Annotated in this window: 22 protein-coding genes and 2 pseudogenes; 19 read left to right on the plus strand and 5 right to left on the minus strand. The window is 59.2% G+C overall.

The features are described from left to right. The 5 genes from A3728_RS09255 to A3728_RS09270 form a co-directional block, all read right to left on the minus strand. A partial coding sequence (locus A3728_RS09255; RefSeq protein WP_067922533.1) for a hypothetical protein occupies nt 1–393 on the minus strand: 393 nt, incomplete at its 3' end. After that, nucleotides 390–719 (minus strand): hypothetical protein, encoded by a 330-nt coding sequence (locus tag A3728_RS09260; protein WP_067922536.1) that lies wholly within the window; start codon nt 717–719, stop codon nt 390–392. The genes A3728_RS09260 and A3728_RS09255, both read right to left, overlap by 4 nt. A 149-nt stretch (nt 720–868) precedes the next feature. After that, entirely contained in the window at nt 869–1,327 is a 459-nt protein-coding gene (locus A3728_RS22720; RefSeq protein ID WP_150120708.1) for a hypothetical protein, read from the minus strand. Nucleotides 1,328–1,527: 200 nt separating this feature from the next. Continuing rightward, nucleotides 1,528–1,824, minus strand: a complete 297-nt coding sequence (locus A3728_RS22725; protein WP_067951402.1) for a hypothetical protein — start codon at nt 1,822–1,824, stop codon at nt 1,528–1,530. A gap of 47 nt (nt 1,825–1,871) precedes the next feature. Further along, nucleotides 1,872–2,582: a S24 family peptidase gene (locus A3728_RS09270; protein ID WP_161487192.1), complete on the minus strand. Its 711-nt coding sequence runs from the start codon at nt 2,580–2,582 to the stop codon at nt 1,872–1,874. Here A3728_RS09270 and A3728_RS23440 point away from each other — a divergent pair. From A3728_RS23440 to A3728_RS09365, 19 genes and pseudogenes are all read left to right on the plus strand, one after another. Continuing rightward, entirely contained in the window at nt 2,491–2,889 is a 399-nt protein-coding gene (locus A3728_RS23440; RefSeq protein WP_201722122.1) for a carph-isopro domain-containing protein, read from the plus strand. The genes A3728_RS09270 and A3728_RS23440 overlap by 92 nt on opposite strands. 115 nt (nt 2,890–3,004) lie before the next feature. Further along, nucleotides 3,005–3,457, plus strand: a complete 453-nt coding sequence (locus tag A3728_RS09280; RefSeq protein WP_067922548.1) for a hypothetical protein — start codon at nt 3,005–3,007, stop codon at nt 3,455–3,457. A 181-nt stretch (nt 3,458–3,638) separates the two neighbouring features. Then, nucleotides 3,639–4,250 (plus strand): hypothetical protein, encoded by a 612-nt coding sequence (locus A3728_RS09290; protein WP_067922553.1) that lies wholly within the window; start codon nt 3,639–3,641, stop codon nt 4,248–4,250. Beyond that, on the plus strand, nt 4,247–4,471 hold the full coding sequence (locus tag A3728_RS09295; protein ID WP_067922556.1) for a helix-turn-helix domain-containing protein: 225 nt from the start codon (nt 4,247–4,249) through the stop codon (nt 4,469–4,471). Before A3728_RS09290 ends, A3728_RS09295 begins: the two co-directional genes overlap by 4 nt. Continuing rightward, nucleotides 4,468–4,722 carry a hypothetical protein gene (locus tag A3728_RS09300; RefSeq protein WP_067922559.1) on the plus strand — a complete coding sequence of 85 codons (255 nt, stop codon included), beginning with the start codon at nt 4,468–4,470 and terminating at the stop codon, nt 4,720–4,722. Before A3728_RS09295 ends, A3728_RS09300 begins: the two co-directional genes overlap by 4 nt. A gap of 235 nt (nt 4,723–4,957) precedes the next feature. Then, nucleotides 4,958–5,161 (plus strand): DUF2188 domain-containing protein, encoded by a 204-nt coding sequence (locus A3728_RS09305; protein ID WP_067922562.1) that lies wholly within the window; start codon nt 4,958–4,960, stop codon nt 5,159–5,161. A gap of 52 nt (nt 5,162–5,213) precedes the next feature. Beyond that, nucleotides 5,214–5,671, plus strand: a pseudogene (gene ssb, locus A3728_RS09310) (single-stranded DNA-binding protein). A 180-nt stretch (nt 5,672–5,851) separates the two neighbouring features. Further along, a pseudogene (locus tag A3728_RS23705) lies at nt 5,852–5,995 on the plus strand (helix-turn-helix domain-containing protein); the annotation flags it as partial. Between the two features lie 58 nt (nt 5,996–6,053). Next, on the plus strand, nt 6,054–6,212 hold the full coding sequence (locus tag A3728_RS23710; protein ID WP_236628121.1) for a hypothetical protein: 159 nt from the start codon (nt 6,054–6,056) through the stop codon (nt 6,210–6,212). Between the two features lie 212 nt (nt 6,213–6,424). After that, entirely contained in the window at nt 6,425–6,832 is a 408-nt protein-coding gene (locus tag A3728_RS09320) for a hypothetical protein (protein ID WP_067922567.1), read from the plus strand. Further along, nucleotides 6,829–7,383: a GIY-YIG nuclease family protein gene (locus A3728_RS09325; RefSeq protein WP_082850916.1), complete on the plus strand. Its 555-nt coding sequence runs from the start codon at nt 6,829–6,831 to the stop codon at nt 7,381–7,383. The genes A3728_RS09320 and A3728_RS09325 overlap by 4 nt, the downstream gene beginning before the upstream one ends. Beyond that, nucleotides 7,370–8,245, plus strand: a complete 876-nt coding sequence (locus A3728_RS09330) for a hypothetical protein (RefSeq protein WP_067922572.1) — start codon at nt 7,370–7,372, stop codon at nt 8,243–8,245. The genes A3728_RS09325 and A3728_RS09330 overlap by 14 nt, the downstream gene beginning before the upstream one ends. Next, nucleotides 8,242–8,607 carry a helix-turn-helix domain-containing protein gene (locus A3728_RS23065; RefSeq protein ID WP_067922576.1) on the plus strand — a complete coding sequence of 122 codons (366 nt, stop codon included), beginning with the start codon at nt 8,242–8,244 and terminating at the stop codon, nt 8,605–8,607. The genes A3728_RS09330 and A3728_RS23065 overlap by 4 nt, the downstream gene beginning before the upstream one ends. Further along, a complete protein-coding gene (locus A3728_RS09340; protein WP_067922579.1) occupies nt 8,604–8,963 on the plus strand; it encodes a hypothetical protein in 360 nt (119 codons plus the stop codon). The genes A3728_RS23065 and A3728_RS09340 overlap by 4 nt, the downstream gene beginning before the upstream one ends. Beyond that, entirely contained in the window at nt 8,960–10,618 is a 1,659-nt protein-coding gene (locus A3728_RS09345) for an SNF2-related protein (protein WP_067922582.1), read from the plus strand. Before A3728_RS09340 ends, A3728_RS09345 begins: the two co-directional genes overlap by 4 nt. After that, a complete protein-coding gene (locus A3728_RS09350; RefSeq protein WP_067922585.1) occupies nt 10,615–10,905 on the plus strand; it encodes a hypothetical protein in 291 nt (96 codons plus the stop codon). The genes A3728_RS09345 and A3728_RS09350 overlap by 4 nt, the downstream gene beginning before the upstream one ends. Nucleotides 10,906–10,940: 35 nt before the next feature. Beyond that, complete coding sequence (locus A3728_RS23070; RefSeq protein WP_161487490.1) at nt 10,941–11,087, plus strand: hypothetical protein; 147 nt, start codon at nt 10,941–10,943, stop codon at nt 11,085–11,087. A 33-nt stretch (nt 11,088–11,120) separates the two neighbouring features. Continuing rightward, nucleotides 11,121–11,732 carry a transcription termination/antitermination protein NusG gene (gene nusG, locus A3728_RS09360; protein WP_067922590.1) on the plus strand — a complete coding sequence of 204 codons (612 nt, stop codon included), beginning with the start codon at nt 11,121–11,123 and terminating at the stop codon, nt 11,730–11,732. A gap of 381 nt (nt 11,733–12,113) precedes the next feature. Beyond that, the gene (locus tag A3728_RS09365; RefSeq protein WP_067922593.1) at nt 12,114–12,398 is read left to right on the plus strand and encodes an HNH endonuclease; all 285 of its coding nucleotides are present in this window, start codon (nt 12,114–12,116) and stop codon (nt 12,396–12,398) included. The last annotated feature ends 44 nt before the right edge of the window (nt 12,399–12,442 follow it).

The following is a 12,442-nucleotide window of genomic DNA, read 5'->3' on the forward strand; positions in this document are numbered from 1 at the left end:
TGCCGCATCCCCCATTGCTTTACGGTAGGCAGAGAGGGTGGCGCGCGCCTTGTTCGCGGTGGCAATCCCATAAGGGGTACCCAAGCCGTGGAATTCGATGGTCTGCGCGATAACCGGCATCAGTCGGTCCATCTCGGCAGCGAGTTCATCAGCGGCCAACAGCGCGGTCTCCATCTCAGGGACGCGGGCTATGCGGCGGGCGTTGGCAATAGCAGTTTCATCATCAGGACCGACTACCTCTGCCATTCTCCATGGATGGGCATTTCCGGGAGCGTAGACCGCAATTTCTGAAAAAGTGCCGTGACCAACTGCGAAATACTTTGGGTCATTCCACTGCCAATACCCCGGCGTGCCTGCCTCGCGATCTTGCTTGATCTTGTCGATCAGGCTCATGCCGCATCCCCCCATTCAGCCTGACGTGCGTCGTAGGCTGCATCGCAATCGCAATCCTCATGGCCGCAGGTTTCACACTTGGCCCAGCGGTTGGGGTCGATGTTGCGCTCTGCGAAGAAAACGGCGGTGGCATCGGAGACACCGATAGCCGCGCCCCGGTCGTTGCGTTCGATGCACTCAACGCGGACCTCGCAACCGTACTTTTCGAAGGCTTCGGCGGCCGCATCGAAGGCGTCGGAGCGGTCAGGGCCGTGTTCCATGGTGAGCGCTTCGGTGCGGTCAGGCCACTGGACGAAAACGATGTAGGTGAACTCGGGCAGTTTCATTACACGGCCCCCATGTTTGTGTGACGAATAATGCGGCGATAGATCGTGCGCAGCCGGGCGGCGACGTGGACTGGCAGAACGTTCATGTCCTGATAGGTCCAAGCGCAGGTCAAGGCACGGGGTCCATGTCTTCCGGTTCTCTTCTCCCATTACATTCGTTCCGCAAAGGCGTTGCGAAAACTCGTTGCAAGCTCGGGGTCGTTGTGATGCAGCATGAACTCGTTACGGTTCGCGAATACCGCGTCCCGATCCGGTACAACCTGCTCCACCAACACCGCCAACTCAGGATTGCGGGGACGCTTGCACTCGTTACGGAGCATGGTCAGGTAGCCGCGACAGACGTGCGCTGTCTGCGCCTGTTCCTGCGCCCGCGCACTGGACCAGTTGACCCGCATGTGACAGGGTAGGGGAATCTCTCCATGTCCTGCCGAGGTCAGGAACTCCCAAGGGTCGCCCGAACAGATTCCGAGATAGCCGGGGGCCGAAGATCTCTTGAAGGGACATTCGCGGCAAAGGACCTTGCACATTTCACGGGCCGGGCCGTGAGGGCCTCGATAAACGCGCTCAACGGCCTTCTCTGCTAGCTTGATCCGAAATGCGTCAGTCATGTGTCTCTCCCATTCGCTGATGAGCGGTATGGGGAGAGTGTACGCATGATGCGAACGATAGGTCAAGCGCAAAATGCGCACGTTGTACTTATTTAGCGTTCACACCGGAGCAGGCGTGCTATACGATTCGCATAGAAAAGCCCGCACGGGGCGGGCTGTTTCGTATCATGAGGAATTTCCGATGGTTGTGCTTGCTTTGATCACCCTGCTGAATCTGGCGATCCTTGCCGGGAATATCGCCTTGCTTCTATGGCATCTGCGACGGCGCGTAGATTTTCAACAAGAGACTGTCGCGCTTGCTCTTCAATCTGTTCAAAAGAAGTATCGGGCACAAAAGGCATTTGCGCAATAACCGCCCAGTCTACGGTACCGAAGATGTCCATCTCGGTTTCGGGCAGGGTCGGGATCGTGGCGCGGATCACCATGCACTCATTAGCGCCATCTTCGTCGCGCCTACGGCTTAACCTGATCGTGGGCGCATCATACAAAACCATCATTTCTCATTTTCCCTTATCGTTGGTTCGAGTTCACCTCCACGCCACATTCACACCTTCCGCCCGTACCAAAGCACCTTCCCGATGACGTTCAGATCGGCCAAGGCGGCTTCCACGGGCGGATAGGCCTTGTTGTCGGAGATGAGCATGACGTGCCCGCTCTTCGCCGCCATCCCGGCCCGCTTGACCAGTAGCGTGTCGTTGTGGCGCAGCACGAATAGACCCTCGAAGCCCATGTGCGTCTTGGACATATCGACCAGCACAATGTCGTCATCCACAAGCGTCGGCTCCATGCTTTCGCCTTTGACGCTGATGATGGCGAGGTTTTGCGGGGGGCTGCTGGTCAGGCGCTTCAAGTAGTCAGGCGGGAAGGCGAGGCTGTGCGTCTGTTCTTCGTAGTCCACAAGCGCCCCAAACCCCGCACTCGCGGAAACATCGTAAACAGGAACCAGTGACTGCCCGTTTTCTGCAGGGGCATCCGCTTCGATCCTAGTGGGCAGAACGCTGTTGAAGGTTGAGTGGTCTCTTATTTCGCCCAACGTCAGATCATAGACCTCTTCGCGCGGCACCCCTAGAGGCTCCACCACATTTGCGATGGAGGCTGCAATCTTCGGAGGTAGGGACTTATCCTTTATCCGCTGCTCATAATGGCTGTAACCGGACGGACTCATGCCAAGATGGGCCGCCATTGCCCTTACTGACAGCCCAGCTCTTTCGCGGATACTCTTTACCGCGTTCCTCAATGCATCAGCGTTTTCCATGCGCTCAGATTGCGCACAAAACCGCGCGGAAGTATGTCCGCAATATGCGCTTGCATTTTGTCCGCTTTGTGCGCATGATGCGGACATGACCTATGTAAACCACATCATCGAAGCGTTCGGAGGGGTCCGACCCATGGCGGCAGCTATCGGGAAAGAGCCGTCCACCGTCCAATCGTGGAAGGTGCGCGGCAGTATCCCAGACGCACAGAAAACTCTGATCTGGGAGAAGGCGCGGGAGCAAGGCGTGACTCTCGCTCCGGCGCACTTCCTGCCGTTTGATGTGGCCGCGTCCGACGACGCAGCCTGAACAGGGGAAGCGCCTCCGTACACTCGGCGCTTTCCATTACAGAAGATGACCATAACCGCTGCCATGCTTCAAATGTGCGCCGCAGCGACCCAGACACAAAGAAAACAGGGTTGCCATGAACCATCGAGCCATCATCAACAGCCACATGCAGGCGCTTATCGACGGCTTCTATCACAGCCTCGACGCGGCCTGCGAACAGATCAACGCCCGCAACGGCTCCACCGTCTGCAAGGGCACCATGTCGCGTCGCCTCAATGGCGACTTCGGCTGGCCTGTGGAGGACGTGATTGCGCTGGAGGATGGGGCAGGGCGCTACCCTGTGACCCGCCGCATGGCAAACCGCCTGACGGACAAGGAGCGCGCCGCTGCCTGCATCTACGAGGCGTCTGGCGCTGCCTCCAAGGAGGCCGGGGAAGCCGTCTCAGCCGCCCTCCGCGCCGCACAGTCTGCCGATGCCGGACATACCGCAGGGGCGATCCGCGAGGCCGAGGAAGGCATGCAAGCCCTCAGTGACCTGCGCGACAGCCTGACCGCCCACGTCCAGCCCATCAAGAGGGGCGCGGCATGAAGTCGAAGTTCCACAATTTCAGCGCAACCGACCTTGGCGGATCATTTTCCTGCAACTGCATCGGGCCGCAACCGGGATACCCGCGCTGCCCCTGCGGTATGCGGAACCTGATCCAGCGGGATGGCAGGTGGATTCAGCCTGAGCAGGACCTAGGGCCGGCAGTGAAGCCCGAGGACGCGGCATGAAGCTGGTATCCAGCATTAAAGGCGTTCGGATTGATCGCGAGATAAGGGACGGGTGCCACGTCCTGATCCAGTTGATGGAGTGCCACACCTGCGAAGAGGTGGCGAAGTTTGGCCCCAGCCACCAAGGGTCCGCCTTTCCCGAAGAATTCATTTTCAAGAAAGCCCGGCAAATAGGCTGGCTTCCCAAGAAAAACGGCAGGCACTCCTGCCCCAACTGTCAGGAGGTTCACAAGGTGCCCGATGAAGCCCCCCGTGAAATGACAATCCCGGAACGCCGGAAGATTTTCCGGGAGATTGACGAAAATTACGACGAGGCCAACAGCCGTTACGTGGACAAGGCGACGGATAACACCATCGCCGTCAAACTGGGCGTCCCGCGTAAGTGGGTGGAGGATATCAGGGCGGAAAACTTTGGTCCGTCTGGCGTGAACACTGAAATGGAACGTGTCGCCAGCGCTATCGCCCGGATTACCGCACAACTGACCGACGCGATTAACGACTGCATGGAGGCAGCGGCGAAGGCGGAAGACCTCAAGAAAGAAGCGGATGAAGCCAGAGGCACACTTGAGCAAATCAAGAAGTCGGTTGGCCCGAGGCGGGTAGCATGAGCGCACCTGACATCCCCAGATCAAGCGACGAGCGGCTCCTGATGATGCTCGACCTGCGGGAAGCGGAAGGGCTGACCGCGAAAGAGGTTGGCGAGCGGTTCGGGGTGTCAAAGTCCGCCGTTCTGAATGCCGTCAGCCGCGTCCTGAAAGCAGAGGTTTCCTGCGCATGTACCAAGCCAGAGAACCAAGACGGGGCCATGGGCCGGAGGTGGTGGAAATGACCACGCCCGAACTGACAGCCGCAGAGCGCATCCGGGTCTACGCCGCAAGCGGTGGTGGAGCGCATTTCGACAACCAGACGCTCTATCACATTGCGACGGAGATTGAGCAGGCCGAAGAGGCGCTGGCCCGGGCTAAAGAACTCCATGCCTGCGTGGAGAGGGCAATCAATCAGGCGAAGCGCCGGATGGCTGTTATCGCCTGCGCAACATCTGTCGCGGCGTTGACCATGATCGCATGGGGGCTGTCTTGACCACCTGTCCCCAGCCCAACTGCCCCTACACCTTAGACGACCAGTGCGGAATGCCGGGATGCCCCGGGCGGTTCCGCAGGACCGCAACTCATTCTCAGCCAGAGGGCACCGCATGCGCCCTACTCGCGGCGAAAGGGGGCAGCCGCTGGCTGAGAAGCCCCCATACCCTCCCTGTCAACTTCCCCGGCGCTTCGGTGCCGGGGGCTTTTCAGCGGACCAACCACATGGAGACGATATGAGCGATGCATTTTGGATGGTGAAGGGCAACGGCCCGGCCACTTTTCAACACGACACAAGAGAGCAGGCCGAGCGCGAGGCAGAGCGGCTGGCCCGGCAGAACCCCGGTCGGAAATTCTACGTGCTGGAAACAGTCTGCGGGTTCGTCAAGGACGATGTGCGCAAATTTGGTCTGGATGTAGAACCCTACAATCCCTTTTAGCCGCGAGGAAAACAGACATGGATTTCCACGACAATCATGGAGGCACATTCTGATGGCCGGTTCCGTTAATCGTGTTGTCCTGCTGGGGAATCTGGGGGCCGATCCTGAAATCAGGACATTCGGCAATGGCGGCAAAGTTGCCAACCTACGCATCGCCACGTCCGAAACCTGGAAGGACAAATCCACAGGCGAGCGCAAAGAGCGCACTGAGTGGCATTCGGTCGCCATTTTCACCGAGGGCCTTGTCCGCGTGGCGGAGCAGTACCTCAAGAAGGGCAGCAAGGTCTATATCGAGGGCCAGTTGCAGACGCGTCGTTGGCAGGACCAATCCGGTCAGGACCGCTACAGCACCGAAGTCGTGCTCAGGGTTTCGGCGGCACGCTGACCATGCTGGACGGGCGTAGCGACGGCGGCGGCTCACAGTCTCAGGACAGCGGGCAGGGCGGCTATGGCCAGTCGCAGGATAGCGGCGGGGGCCGTGACCTCGATGACGATGATCTGCCATTATGATGCCCGGCTCAGTCCGCAGAGAGGGCGACGAGGCGGTCATACGCTTCCCCATCAGTGACCTCCACACCTACCGCGTGGTGTTCGCCCCGTGCCCCTGCAAAGCGACGAAATCAAACGCAACCACCGAACTGCGTACCCGGATCGACAAGGCACTGGCGCGCCTCGAAGCGGGGAAATGACATGAACTCACAGACCCAGCAAATCTTAGCCCACCTCAAGGCAGGCAGGCCGATCACGCCCATTGAGGCGTTGGACGAATACGGCTGCTTTCGCCTCAGCGGCAGGATCTACGACCTTCGCCAAGAGGGCCACACCATTACCCGCGACATGGTGGAGACCCCCCCACCGGCAAGCGCGTTGCCCAGTACCGGATGGAGGCGTGATGGACACCCGCGTCAAGAACATCAAGCGCATCACCTCGATTGCCGAACTGGATGGGTACGAGGCCCAAGCCAAGAAGCGCGGCCTTTTGCCGGAGGAAATGCGCGCCCTCCACGAAAAGCGTGCCGAACTCACCCCACAAAAAAGGAGGCGGAAATGAATGTATTATCGGTACTTCAAAGAGTCAAAGCAGGATCAACTGTACTCGTAACGCTACCCTGCCGGGATGGCCACGATAAGACTTACAGCCTTTCTGATGGGACCGCTGTATCGCGGTCACAATTCACGAAGATCAAGCCGTTCTTAGCCCCGATGGACGCTGGCCTTTTGCCCGACTCTGAGCCGCAAACCTATAAGTGGTCGGGGTGATAAATGGCCCCCCTCAAAGGCAAGCTGCAATCATTCTCTGTGCCATTCCCGCCCGCGCTTCTGTCCCCGAACAGCCGCGCCCATTGGGGTGCGATCAACAAGGCGAAGAAAGCGTATCAGCGCGCCGTCTGGGCAGTCATGAAGGAGCAGAAGGTGCGCCGCATGGAGGACGCCAGCATCACCATAGAAATGACGTTCTATCCGCCCGCAAACTACGCCTATGACGACGACAACCTGATTGCCCGCATGAAGTACGGGCGCGACACCATCGCCAGCGTCATCGGCGTGGATGACCGCATATTCCGGCAGGCCATACCCATCATTTCCAGCGCAGAGCCGCCACATGGCCGGGTGCAGATCACCCTGCGTCCGATCCTCGTAGACGTGCCGGTCAGGGGGGTGGTGTCGTGAGAGGCTACGTTTACATCATGAGCAATCCGTCAATGCCGGGGCTGGTCAAGATTGGCCGGACAACGCGCAGTGTAGAGCAGCGCGCAAACGAACTCTGGCAGACAGGCGTTCCTACGCCGTTTGTGGTGGAGTTCAGCATCCTAAGCCCAGACTGCGAAGGCATGGAGTTGCGTGCTCATGAGTTCTTTCACGAATCCCGCGTCGACGGGTCACGCGAATTTTTTAGAGTTAGCCCCGGCGTTGCTTTTCTCCAATTGCAGAACGACTTGTACTTTCAAGTTGAGAGCATTGTGGAAGAGTACATACCCGGGCATTCTGTGGTTGAGGATGAAATGATATTGGACGGCTCTTTCCCGTCAATTCTCGCCACGCACTTCAATATGCACACATTTCAGATGGTGGATGCTTACCAGTATCTGACACCAGAAGACATGTCTCCAGCAGTAGAACGCATGGCGAAAGACTTGGCTGGCGAAGAAAAAATGGTTTTCCCCCGCCCCCTATTAAAAGACGCCCCAGAAACAGGAGGTCACACTAATGGCCCGCATTAGGTCCGTGCATCCCGGCTTCTTCACTGACGAGAATATCGTAGAGGTTTCGGCCTTGGCGCGTCTCTTATTAATCGGGCTTGGCGTTGAGGCTGACGACAAGGGCCTTTTCCCATGGAAGGCCAAGACGCTTAAGATGCGCATCTACCCCGCAGACAACGTGGATATGAACGCCCTGCTTTCCGAACTGGAGGCCGAGGGGCTTATCAAGCGTTACGAATTTGATGGCAAGCATTACGGTGCTATTCGGAATTTTCGTAAGCACCAGCGCCCCAAATCTCCGAATGACTTGCACCCATGCCCGCATGAAATCCTGAAATATGTAGGGCTAGAGGCGTCTGGTTCCGGCAACGGCGATACGCCAACTGATCCCACTCCCCCAATCGGCGAAGATGATGAAGGGCAATTTCCCCAAAAGGGAGAAAACACAATTCAGATGGAGGATGGAGGATGGAGGGGAAGTTTCTCTAACGAGAAACAAGTCGATTTTGCTGATTTTTGGAAAGCATGGCCTGACAAGGTTTCTAAGCAAAAAGCGCAAGAGGCGTGGGTACAAGTTCCCCATGATGAGCGGGCGCTTGCGGCCAGTACTTGCGCCGCGTGGCACAAGGCGTGGAAGGCCAGCCACCCAAGTTCCGCCAATATTTCCCCAGCAACTTTCCTGATTGAGCGCCGATGGACTGACGAGGGGTTCTCGGCGAAGTCCCACGTATCCGAAGGCGACACCCTGAAATACTGGGCAGACCGGATTAACAGCAATGCCTTCATGGCCGAAGGTTCAATCAAGGCCACCACCGCCCGCGCTCTTGTGGAACGCGGCCTCGTCACCCCCGAAAAACTGAAAGAGAGAGGAATAGCAGCATGACCCCCTCCGAAACATGGGAGCAGATGAAGGTACGCCACGCCCGGGAGGAACTGGCAAAACTGGACCAGATCGCCACCGACGCTTACTGCCGGGGGCAGGCCGGTGCCGCGCCAAGCCGGGCGGACCGCCCCATGCAGATCATCTACAGCTACGCCAGAGAGGCCGGTGTGTCCGTGGATATGCTCAGAGGCGGCGACCGGACCAAGCGGGCCTGCAGGCATCGCCATGAGGTGATGCTGAGACTGAAGGAGGAGACCGACCTTTCGTTGCCCGCTATCGGGCGGCTGCTCGGTGGCCGGGACCACACCACGATCATGAACGGGATCGAGCGGGCCAAGGCCAAGCGGGAGGCCGCGCAATGATCGGCATCACCCCACAATCCCTGACCCACCAGATGCGCGGACTGCGTATGCCCGTGACAACCGAACTGGCGCTGCAGGACGCGCTGGAAGAATGGCTAAACAGCACAGGCACGGCCTTCGAACGCGAAGTGCGCATGGGGCCGAAAGACCGCATCGACTTCATGGTGGCCGACACCATCGGCATCGAGGTGAAAACTAGATACCCGCGCCGCCAAATCTATCGCCAGCTGGAACGCTACTGCGAAGGCGACCGGCTGACCGGATTGATACTGGTCACTGGCACATACCTTGGCCTGCCCGATCAGATTCACGGGGTGCCGCTGTTCCTCGTCTCATTGGGGAGGAGCGCATTGTGACCATCACCTATGGAACCCTGAACCTTGGGGAAAACCCGCCGCACTGGCGTATCACCGACCTTCAGCCGCACGTCTCAATCGCCTTCAAGCGCCTGTTCACAAAGGTGCCGAAGACCGCGCAGGAAATAGTTCTGACCGACACCGACGAAAACCGCGCGGACCTACACTGGTTCATGCAGCGCTACCCCCTGAAGCACACCCATGAAGCCGACCTGACTGCCGGTGTCGAACGCATCACGACGAAAGCCGCCGAACGCGAACGCATCCTGATGCCAGACTGGAAGCCCGCGACAGTATCGGGATTTATGGAAGGCCGACAGCCCTATGGCTATCAGCAGCAAGCAGCAGCGCTGACAATTCAGAACCCGAACCTGCTGCTAGGCGATGACCTTGGCCTTGGTAAGACGATTTCCGCCTTGTGCACACTGACCAGCGGCGCACCACTGCCAGCCGCCATCGTGGTGCAGCCTCACCTTGCCGGGCAATGGGCCGACCGCGCGGAGGAGTTCACGAACCTTCGCACGCACATCATCAAGGGTACCAAACCATACGACCTGCCGATGGCCGATGCCTATGTTTTCAAGTATTCGAACATCGCTGGATGGACCGATGTCATCAACACGGGCCTGTTCCGCACGGTCATTTACGATGAAGTGCAGGAACTCCGCACCGGCAGGGGCACTGCCAAGGGTGTCGCTGCAGACCTGCTGTCTTCAACCGCCGATGTGTCGATGGGCCTGACCGCCACACCGATCTACAACTACGGCGATGAAATTTTCAACGTGATGCAGTTCATCGAACCGGGCCTTTTGGGTGACCGCGATGAATTCATGCGCGAATGGTGCGATTGGGGGAAGACGGTCAAAAACCCGGACGCCCTTGGCACCTACCTGCGCGACAAGGGGTATTTCCTGCGCCGCACCGAATTCGATGAAACGGTGTCGGCACAGATGCCACCCTTGAACACGGTCGATTGGGAAGTGGGCTGGAACGAGGGGGCAGCACAGGACGCCGAAGACCTGTTCAAGATGCTGGCGATGACCGTTTTGGAAGGGTCATTTGTGAAGGCCGGACAGGCCGCGCGGGAACTGGACATGAAGATGCGCCTGCTAACAGGCGTGGCTAAGGCCGACTCCGTTGCGGCCTATGTGGACCTGCTGTTGCGCGACAGCCCCCGCGTGCTGCTGGCAGGCTGGCACCGCGATGTCTATGACATCTGGAACCGCGCACTGCAGCACCACAACCCGGTCATGTACACCGGGACAGAAAGCCCCGCAGGCAAGCGCCGAAACGTCGAACGCTTCACCAAGGGCGATGCCCGCGTGATGATGATTTCCCTGCGGTCTGGCGCTGGCCTTGACGGCCTGCAGGAATACTGCAGCGACGTGGTGTTTGGCGAACTGGATTGGTCACCGCAGGTGCACAAACAGGTCATCGGCAGATTGCGCCGCCCCGGTCAGACCAGACAAGTCACCGCACACTACCTGCACACCGCTGGCGGCAGCGATCCTGTCATCATGGATATGCTAGGAGTCAAGGCCGACCAAAGCCGGGGCATCACCGACCCGATGCTGGGTTTCGGTGCTAAACAGATGGATGACAGCCGCATTCGCAAGCTGGCCATGGCTGTCTTAGAAAAAGAGGTCGTGCAATGATAAACGCAGCCATTCTCCGCCCCGAAAACGTCGACCCGCTCACCGACCTCTGGGCCAGCGTCATCCTCCGGGCCGTACTGGACGCGCACAGCACCAGCGAGCAGCGCGAAGAGCGACACGCCCGCAGGCGCGCGCGCATATGGCTGGAGGGCCGAACCGAGGACTTCCGTATTGTCTGCGCACTGGCTGGCTTCGACCCCGACTTCATCCGGGACGGCTGGGCTTCTGGCAGGATCACCCCGGAGCGGCTCACTCTGAAGGGCCGCCGCATGGAGTCCGCGGCATGACCCCGGCTCACAGCAACGGAAGGATGGAAGGGAAGATGATGAGACAGCTACTCACCCCCGCCATGCAGGCGCAGATAGACCAGTGCCGCAGGATGCTGGCCGAAGGAGCCAACCCACAGGACATGAGGGATTTGGGGTACGCTCAGGCCGCTATCAACGCGGCGATCAACGCTGAGAAATGAGCGACCATTGAGGCAGAACGAAGGGCAGGCAGAATGACAACATCACATGGCAAGGTACAAGCGCGGCTTTATGCGGTGCCTACAACAACCGCGATGATCCGCCCGCCCGGGGGCGACAGGATGAAGGGCGAGTGGGCTGTAGAGCAGCAGATAAAGGCCATGGGCTGCACAGTACACGACAGCCGCACCGTGGCGTTTATCCGCAAGGGTAAAGACAGGTATGCGCGCCCCGAGTACAGGCCATCCCTTCCCGGCTACGTGTTTGCAGAAATCCCTGACGAGGCTTTCGGTCGTGCCGTCCACGTACAAGGGGCGTGGGGAAGCGCCCTGCCTATCTATCAGGTAGAGAACCGCAACAAGCTAGAAACGACACCATACGAAGCCGCCATGGAGTTCTTCGCCGTGCTGGCGGAAAAGAGAGAGGAAGCTGAGCGCATCAAGCGCCGTGCTGATCTGGTGGCGGGCTTCGATCCCGGCGACCCGCTTGAAATCATCAGCGGCCCGTTCAAGGACTTGCTGGTCAGGTTCCAGCGCATGGTGAAAACCGCCCATGACATGCACCCGATGATTGAAGGCGAGATGACTTTGTTCGGTCGGCAGTCGCCCGTTCGCATTGACCCACTAGATGTTGTCAAGCGTTCTTAGATCGTGTATGTCTGGGGTGAAGCAGGCCTACCTTGGATATCTCCGGTTGTGCCAAACTCCAAGCGCCCCCGGAAACGGAACCGAGGATAGGGCGCTTGCAGCGCATTTTCACCGCATTGATGCGAGTGCAGACCAGCCGCCCACGACAAGACCCGGGAGGCTCTTGGGGCTAGACGAGATGGCCGCGTCTACTGCACTCACATGAGGGCGGTGGGGCTTCACACGGTAACGAGGGGCCTATCGCAGGATAACCCATCCGCCGCGCTCAACTCACGGGCAGCCAAGCGCGCCGGAACACCCCAGAGTGGCCTACAGGCCTCGGGCGGAAACGCAATCATGGGCCGGGGGGCTGCCCGCCCTGCATCAACGACATGAGGCGCTATGGGGTCGCACTCACTAACCACAACGCAGCGTGGCCTAGGCTGGGAGTGGCAGAAGCTACGCCTTCGGATTCTCCGCCGTGATGATTACCTATGCCAGCCATGCTGGAAGGCAGGCCGACCGACAGAGGCGACGGAGGTAGATCACATCATCCCTCGCCACAAGGACGGCGACGACGAAGAAGAAAACCTCCAAGCGATATGCACGGACTGCCATAAGGCTAAGACCCGCGCAGACGCAGGCTACAGACCCACCATAGGCGCTGATGGGTGGCCGATAGGCTGATGCCCGAAACGGCGCTGTATGGGGCGCTCAGGGGGCGGGGGCTA

This window comes from Sulfitobacter sp. HI0040 (assembly GCF_001634885.1).
Classification (GTDB): domain Bacteria; phylum Pseudomonadota; class Alphaproteobacteria; order Rhodobacterales; family Rhodobacteraceae; genus Sulfitobacter.

Bases quoted from the DNA above. Each gene is read 5' to 3' on its own strand.
- A3728_RS09365 (WP_067922593.1), top strand. From the start codon at position 12,114: ATGGGGTCGCACTCACTAACCACAACGCAGCGTGGCCTAGGCTGGGAG.
- A3728_RS09320 (WP_067922567.1), top strand. From the start codon at position 6,425: ATGGCCCCCCTCAAAGGCAAGCTGCAATCATTCTCTGTGCCATTCCCG.
- A3728_RS23065 (WP_067922576.1), top strand. From the start codon at position 8,242: ATGACCCCCTCCGAAACATGGGAGCAGATGAAGGTACGCCACGCCCGG.
- A3728_RS09290 (WP_067922553.1), top strand. From the start codon at position 3,639: ATGAAGCTGGTATCCAGCATTAAAGGCGTTCGGATTGATCGCGAGATA.
- A3728_RS09340 (WP_067922579.1), top strand. From the start codon at position 8,604: ATGATCGGCATCACCCCACAATCCCTGACCCACCAGATGCGCGGACTG.
- A3728_RS09295 (WP_067922556.1), top strand. From the start codon at position 4,247: ATGAGCGCACCTGACATCCCCAGATCAAGCGACGAGCGGCTCCTGATG.
- A3728_RS09300 (WP_067922559.1), top strand. From the start codon at position 4,468: ATGACCACGCCCGAACTGACAGCCGCAGAGCGCATCCGGGTCTACGCC.
- A3728_RS23440 (WP_201722122.1), top strand. From the start codon at position 2,491: ATGCCAAGATGGGCCGCCATTGCCCTTACTGACAGCCCAGCTCTTTCG.
- A3728_RS09330 (WP_067922572.1), top strand. From the start codon at position 7,370: ATGGCCCGCATTAGGTCCGTGCATCCCGGCTTCTTCACTGACGAGAAT.
- A3728_RS23710 (WP_236628121.1), top strand. From the start codon at position 6,054: ATGGACACCCGCGTCAAGAACATCAAGCGCATCACCTCGATTGCCGAA.
- A3728_RS23070 (WP_161487490.1), top strand. From the start codon at position 10,941: ATGATGAGACAGCTACTCACCCCCGCCATGCAGGCGCAGATAGACCAG.
- A3728_RS09350 (WP_067922585.1), top strand. From the start codon at position 10,615: ATGATAAACGCAGCCATTCTCCGCCCCGAAAACGTCGACCCGCTCACC.
- A3728_RS09305 (WP_067922562.1), top strand. From the start codon at position 4,958: ATGAGCGATGCATTTTGGATGGTGAAGGGCAACGGCCCGGCCACTTTT.
- A3728_RS22725 (WP_067951402.1), bottom strand. From the start codon at position 1,824: ATGATGGTTTTGTATGATGCGCCCACGATCAGGTTAAGCCGTAGGCGC.
- nusG (WP_067922590.1), top strand. From the start codon at position 11,121: ATGACAACATCACATGGCAAGGTACAAGCGCGGCTTTATGCGGTGCCT.
- A3728_RS22720 (WP_150120708.1), bottom strand. From the start codon at position 1,327: ATGACTGACGCATTTCGGATCAAGCTAGCAGAGAAGGCCGTTGAGCGC.
- A3728_RS09270 (WP_161487192.1), bottom strand. From the start codon at position 2,582: ATGGAAAACGCTGATGCATTGAGGAACGCGGTAAAGAGTATCCGCGAA.
- A3728_RS09260 (WP_067922536.1), bottom strand. From the start codon at position 719: ATGAAACTGCCCGAGTTCACCTACATCGTTTTCGTCCAGTGGCCTGAC.
- A3728_RS09280 (WP_067922548.1), top strand. From the start codon at position 3,005: ATGAACCATCGAGCCATCATCAACAGCCACATGCAGGCGCTTATCGAC.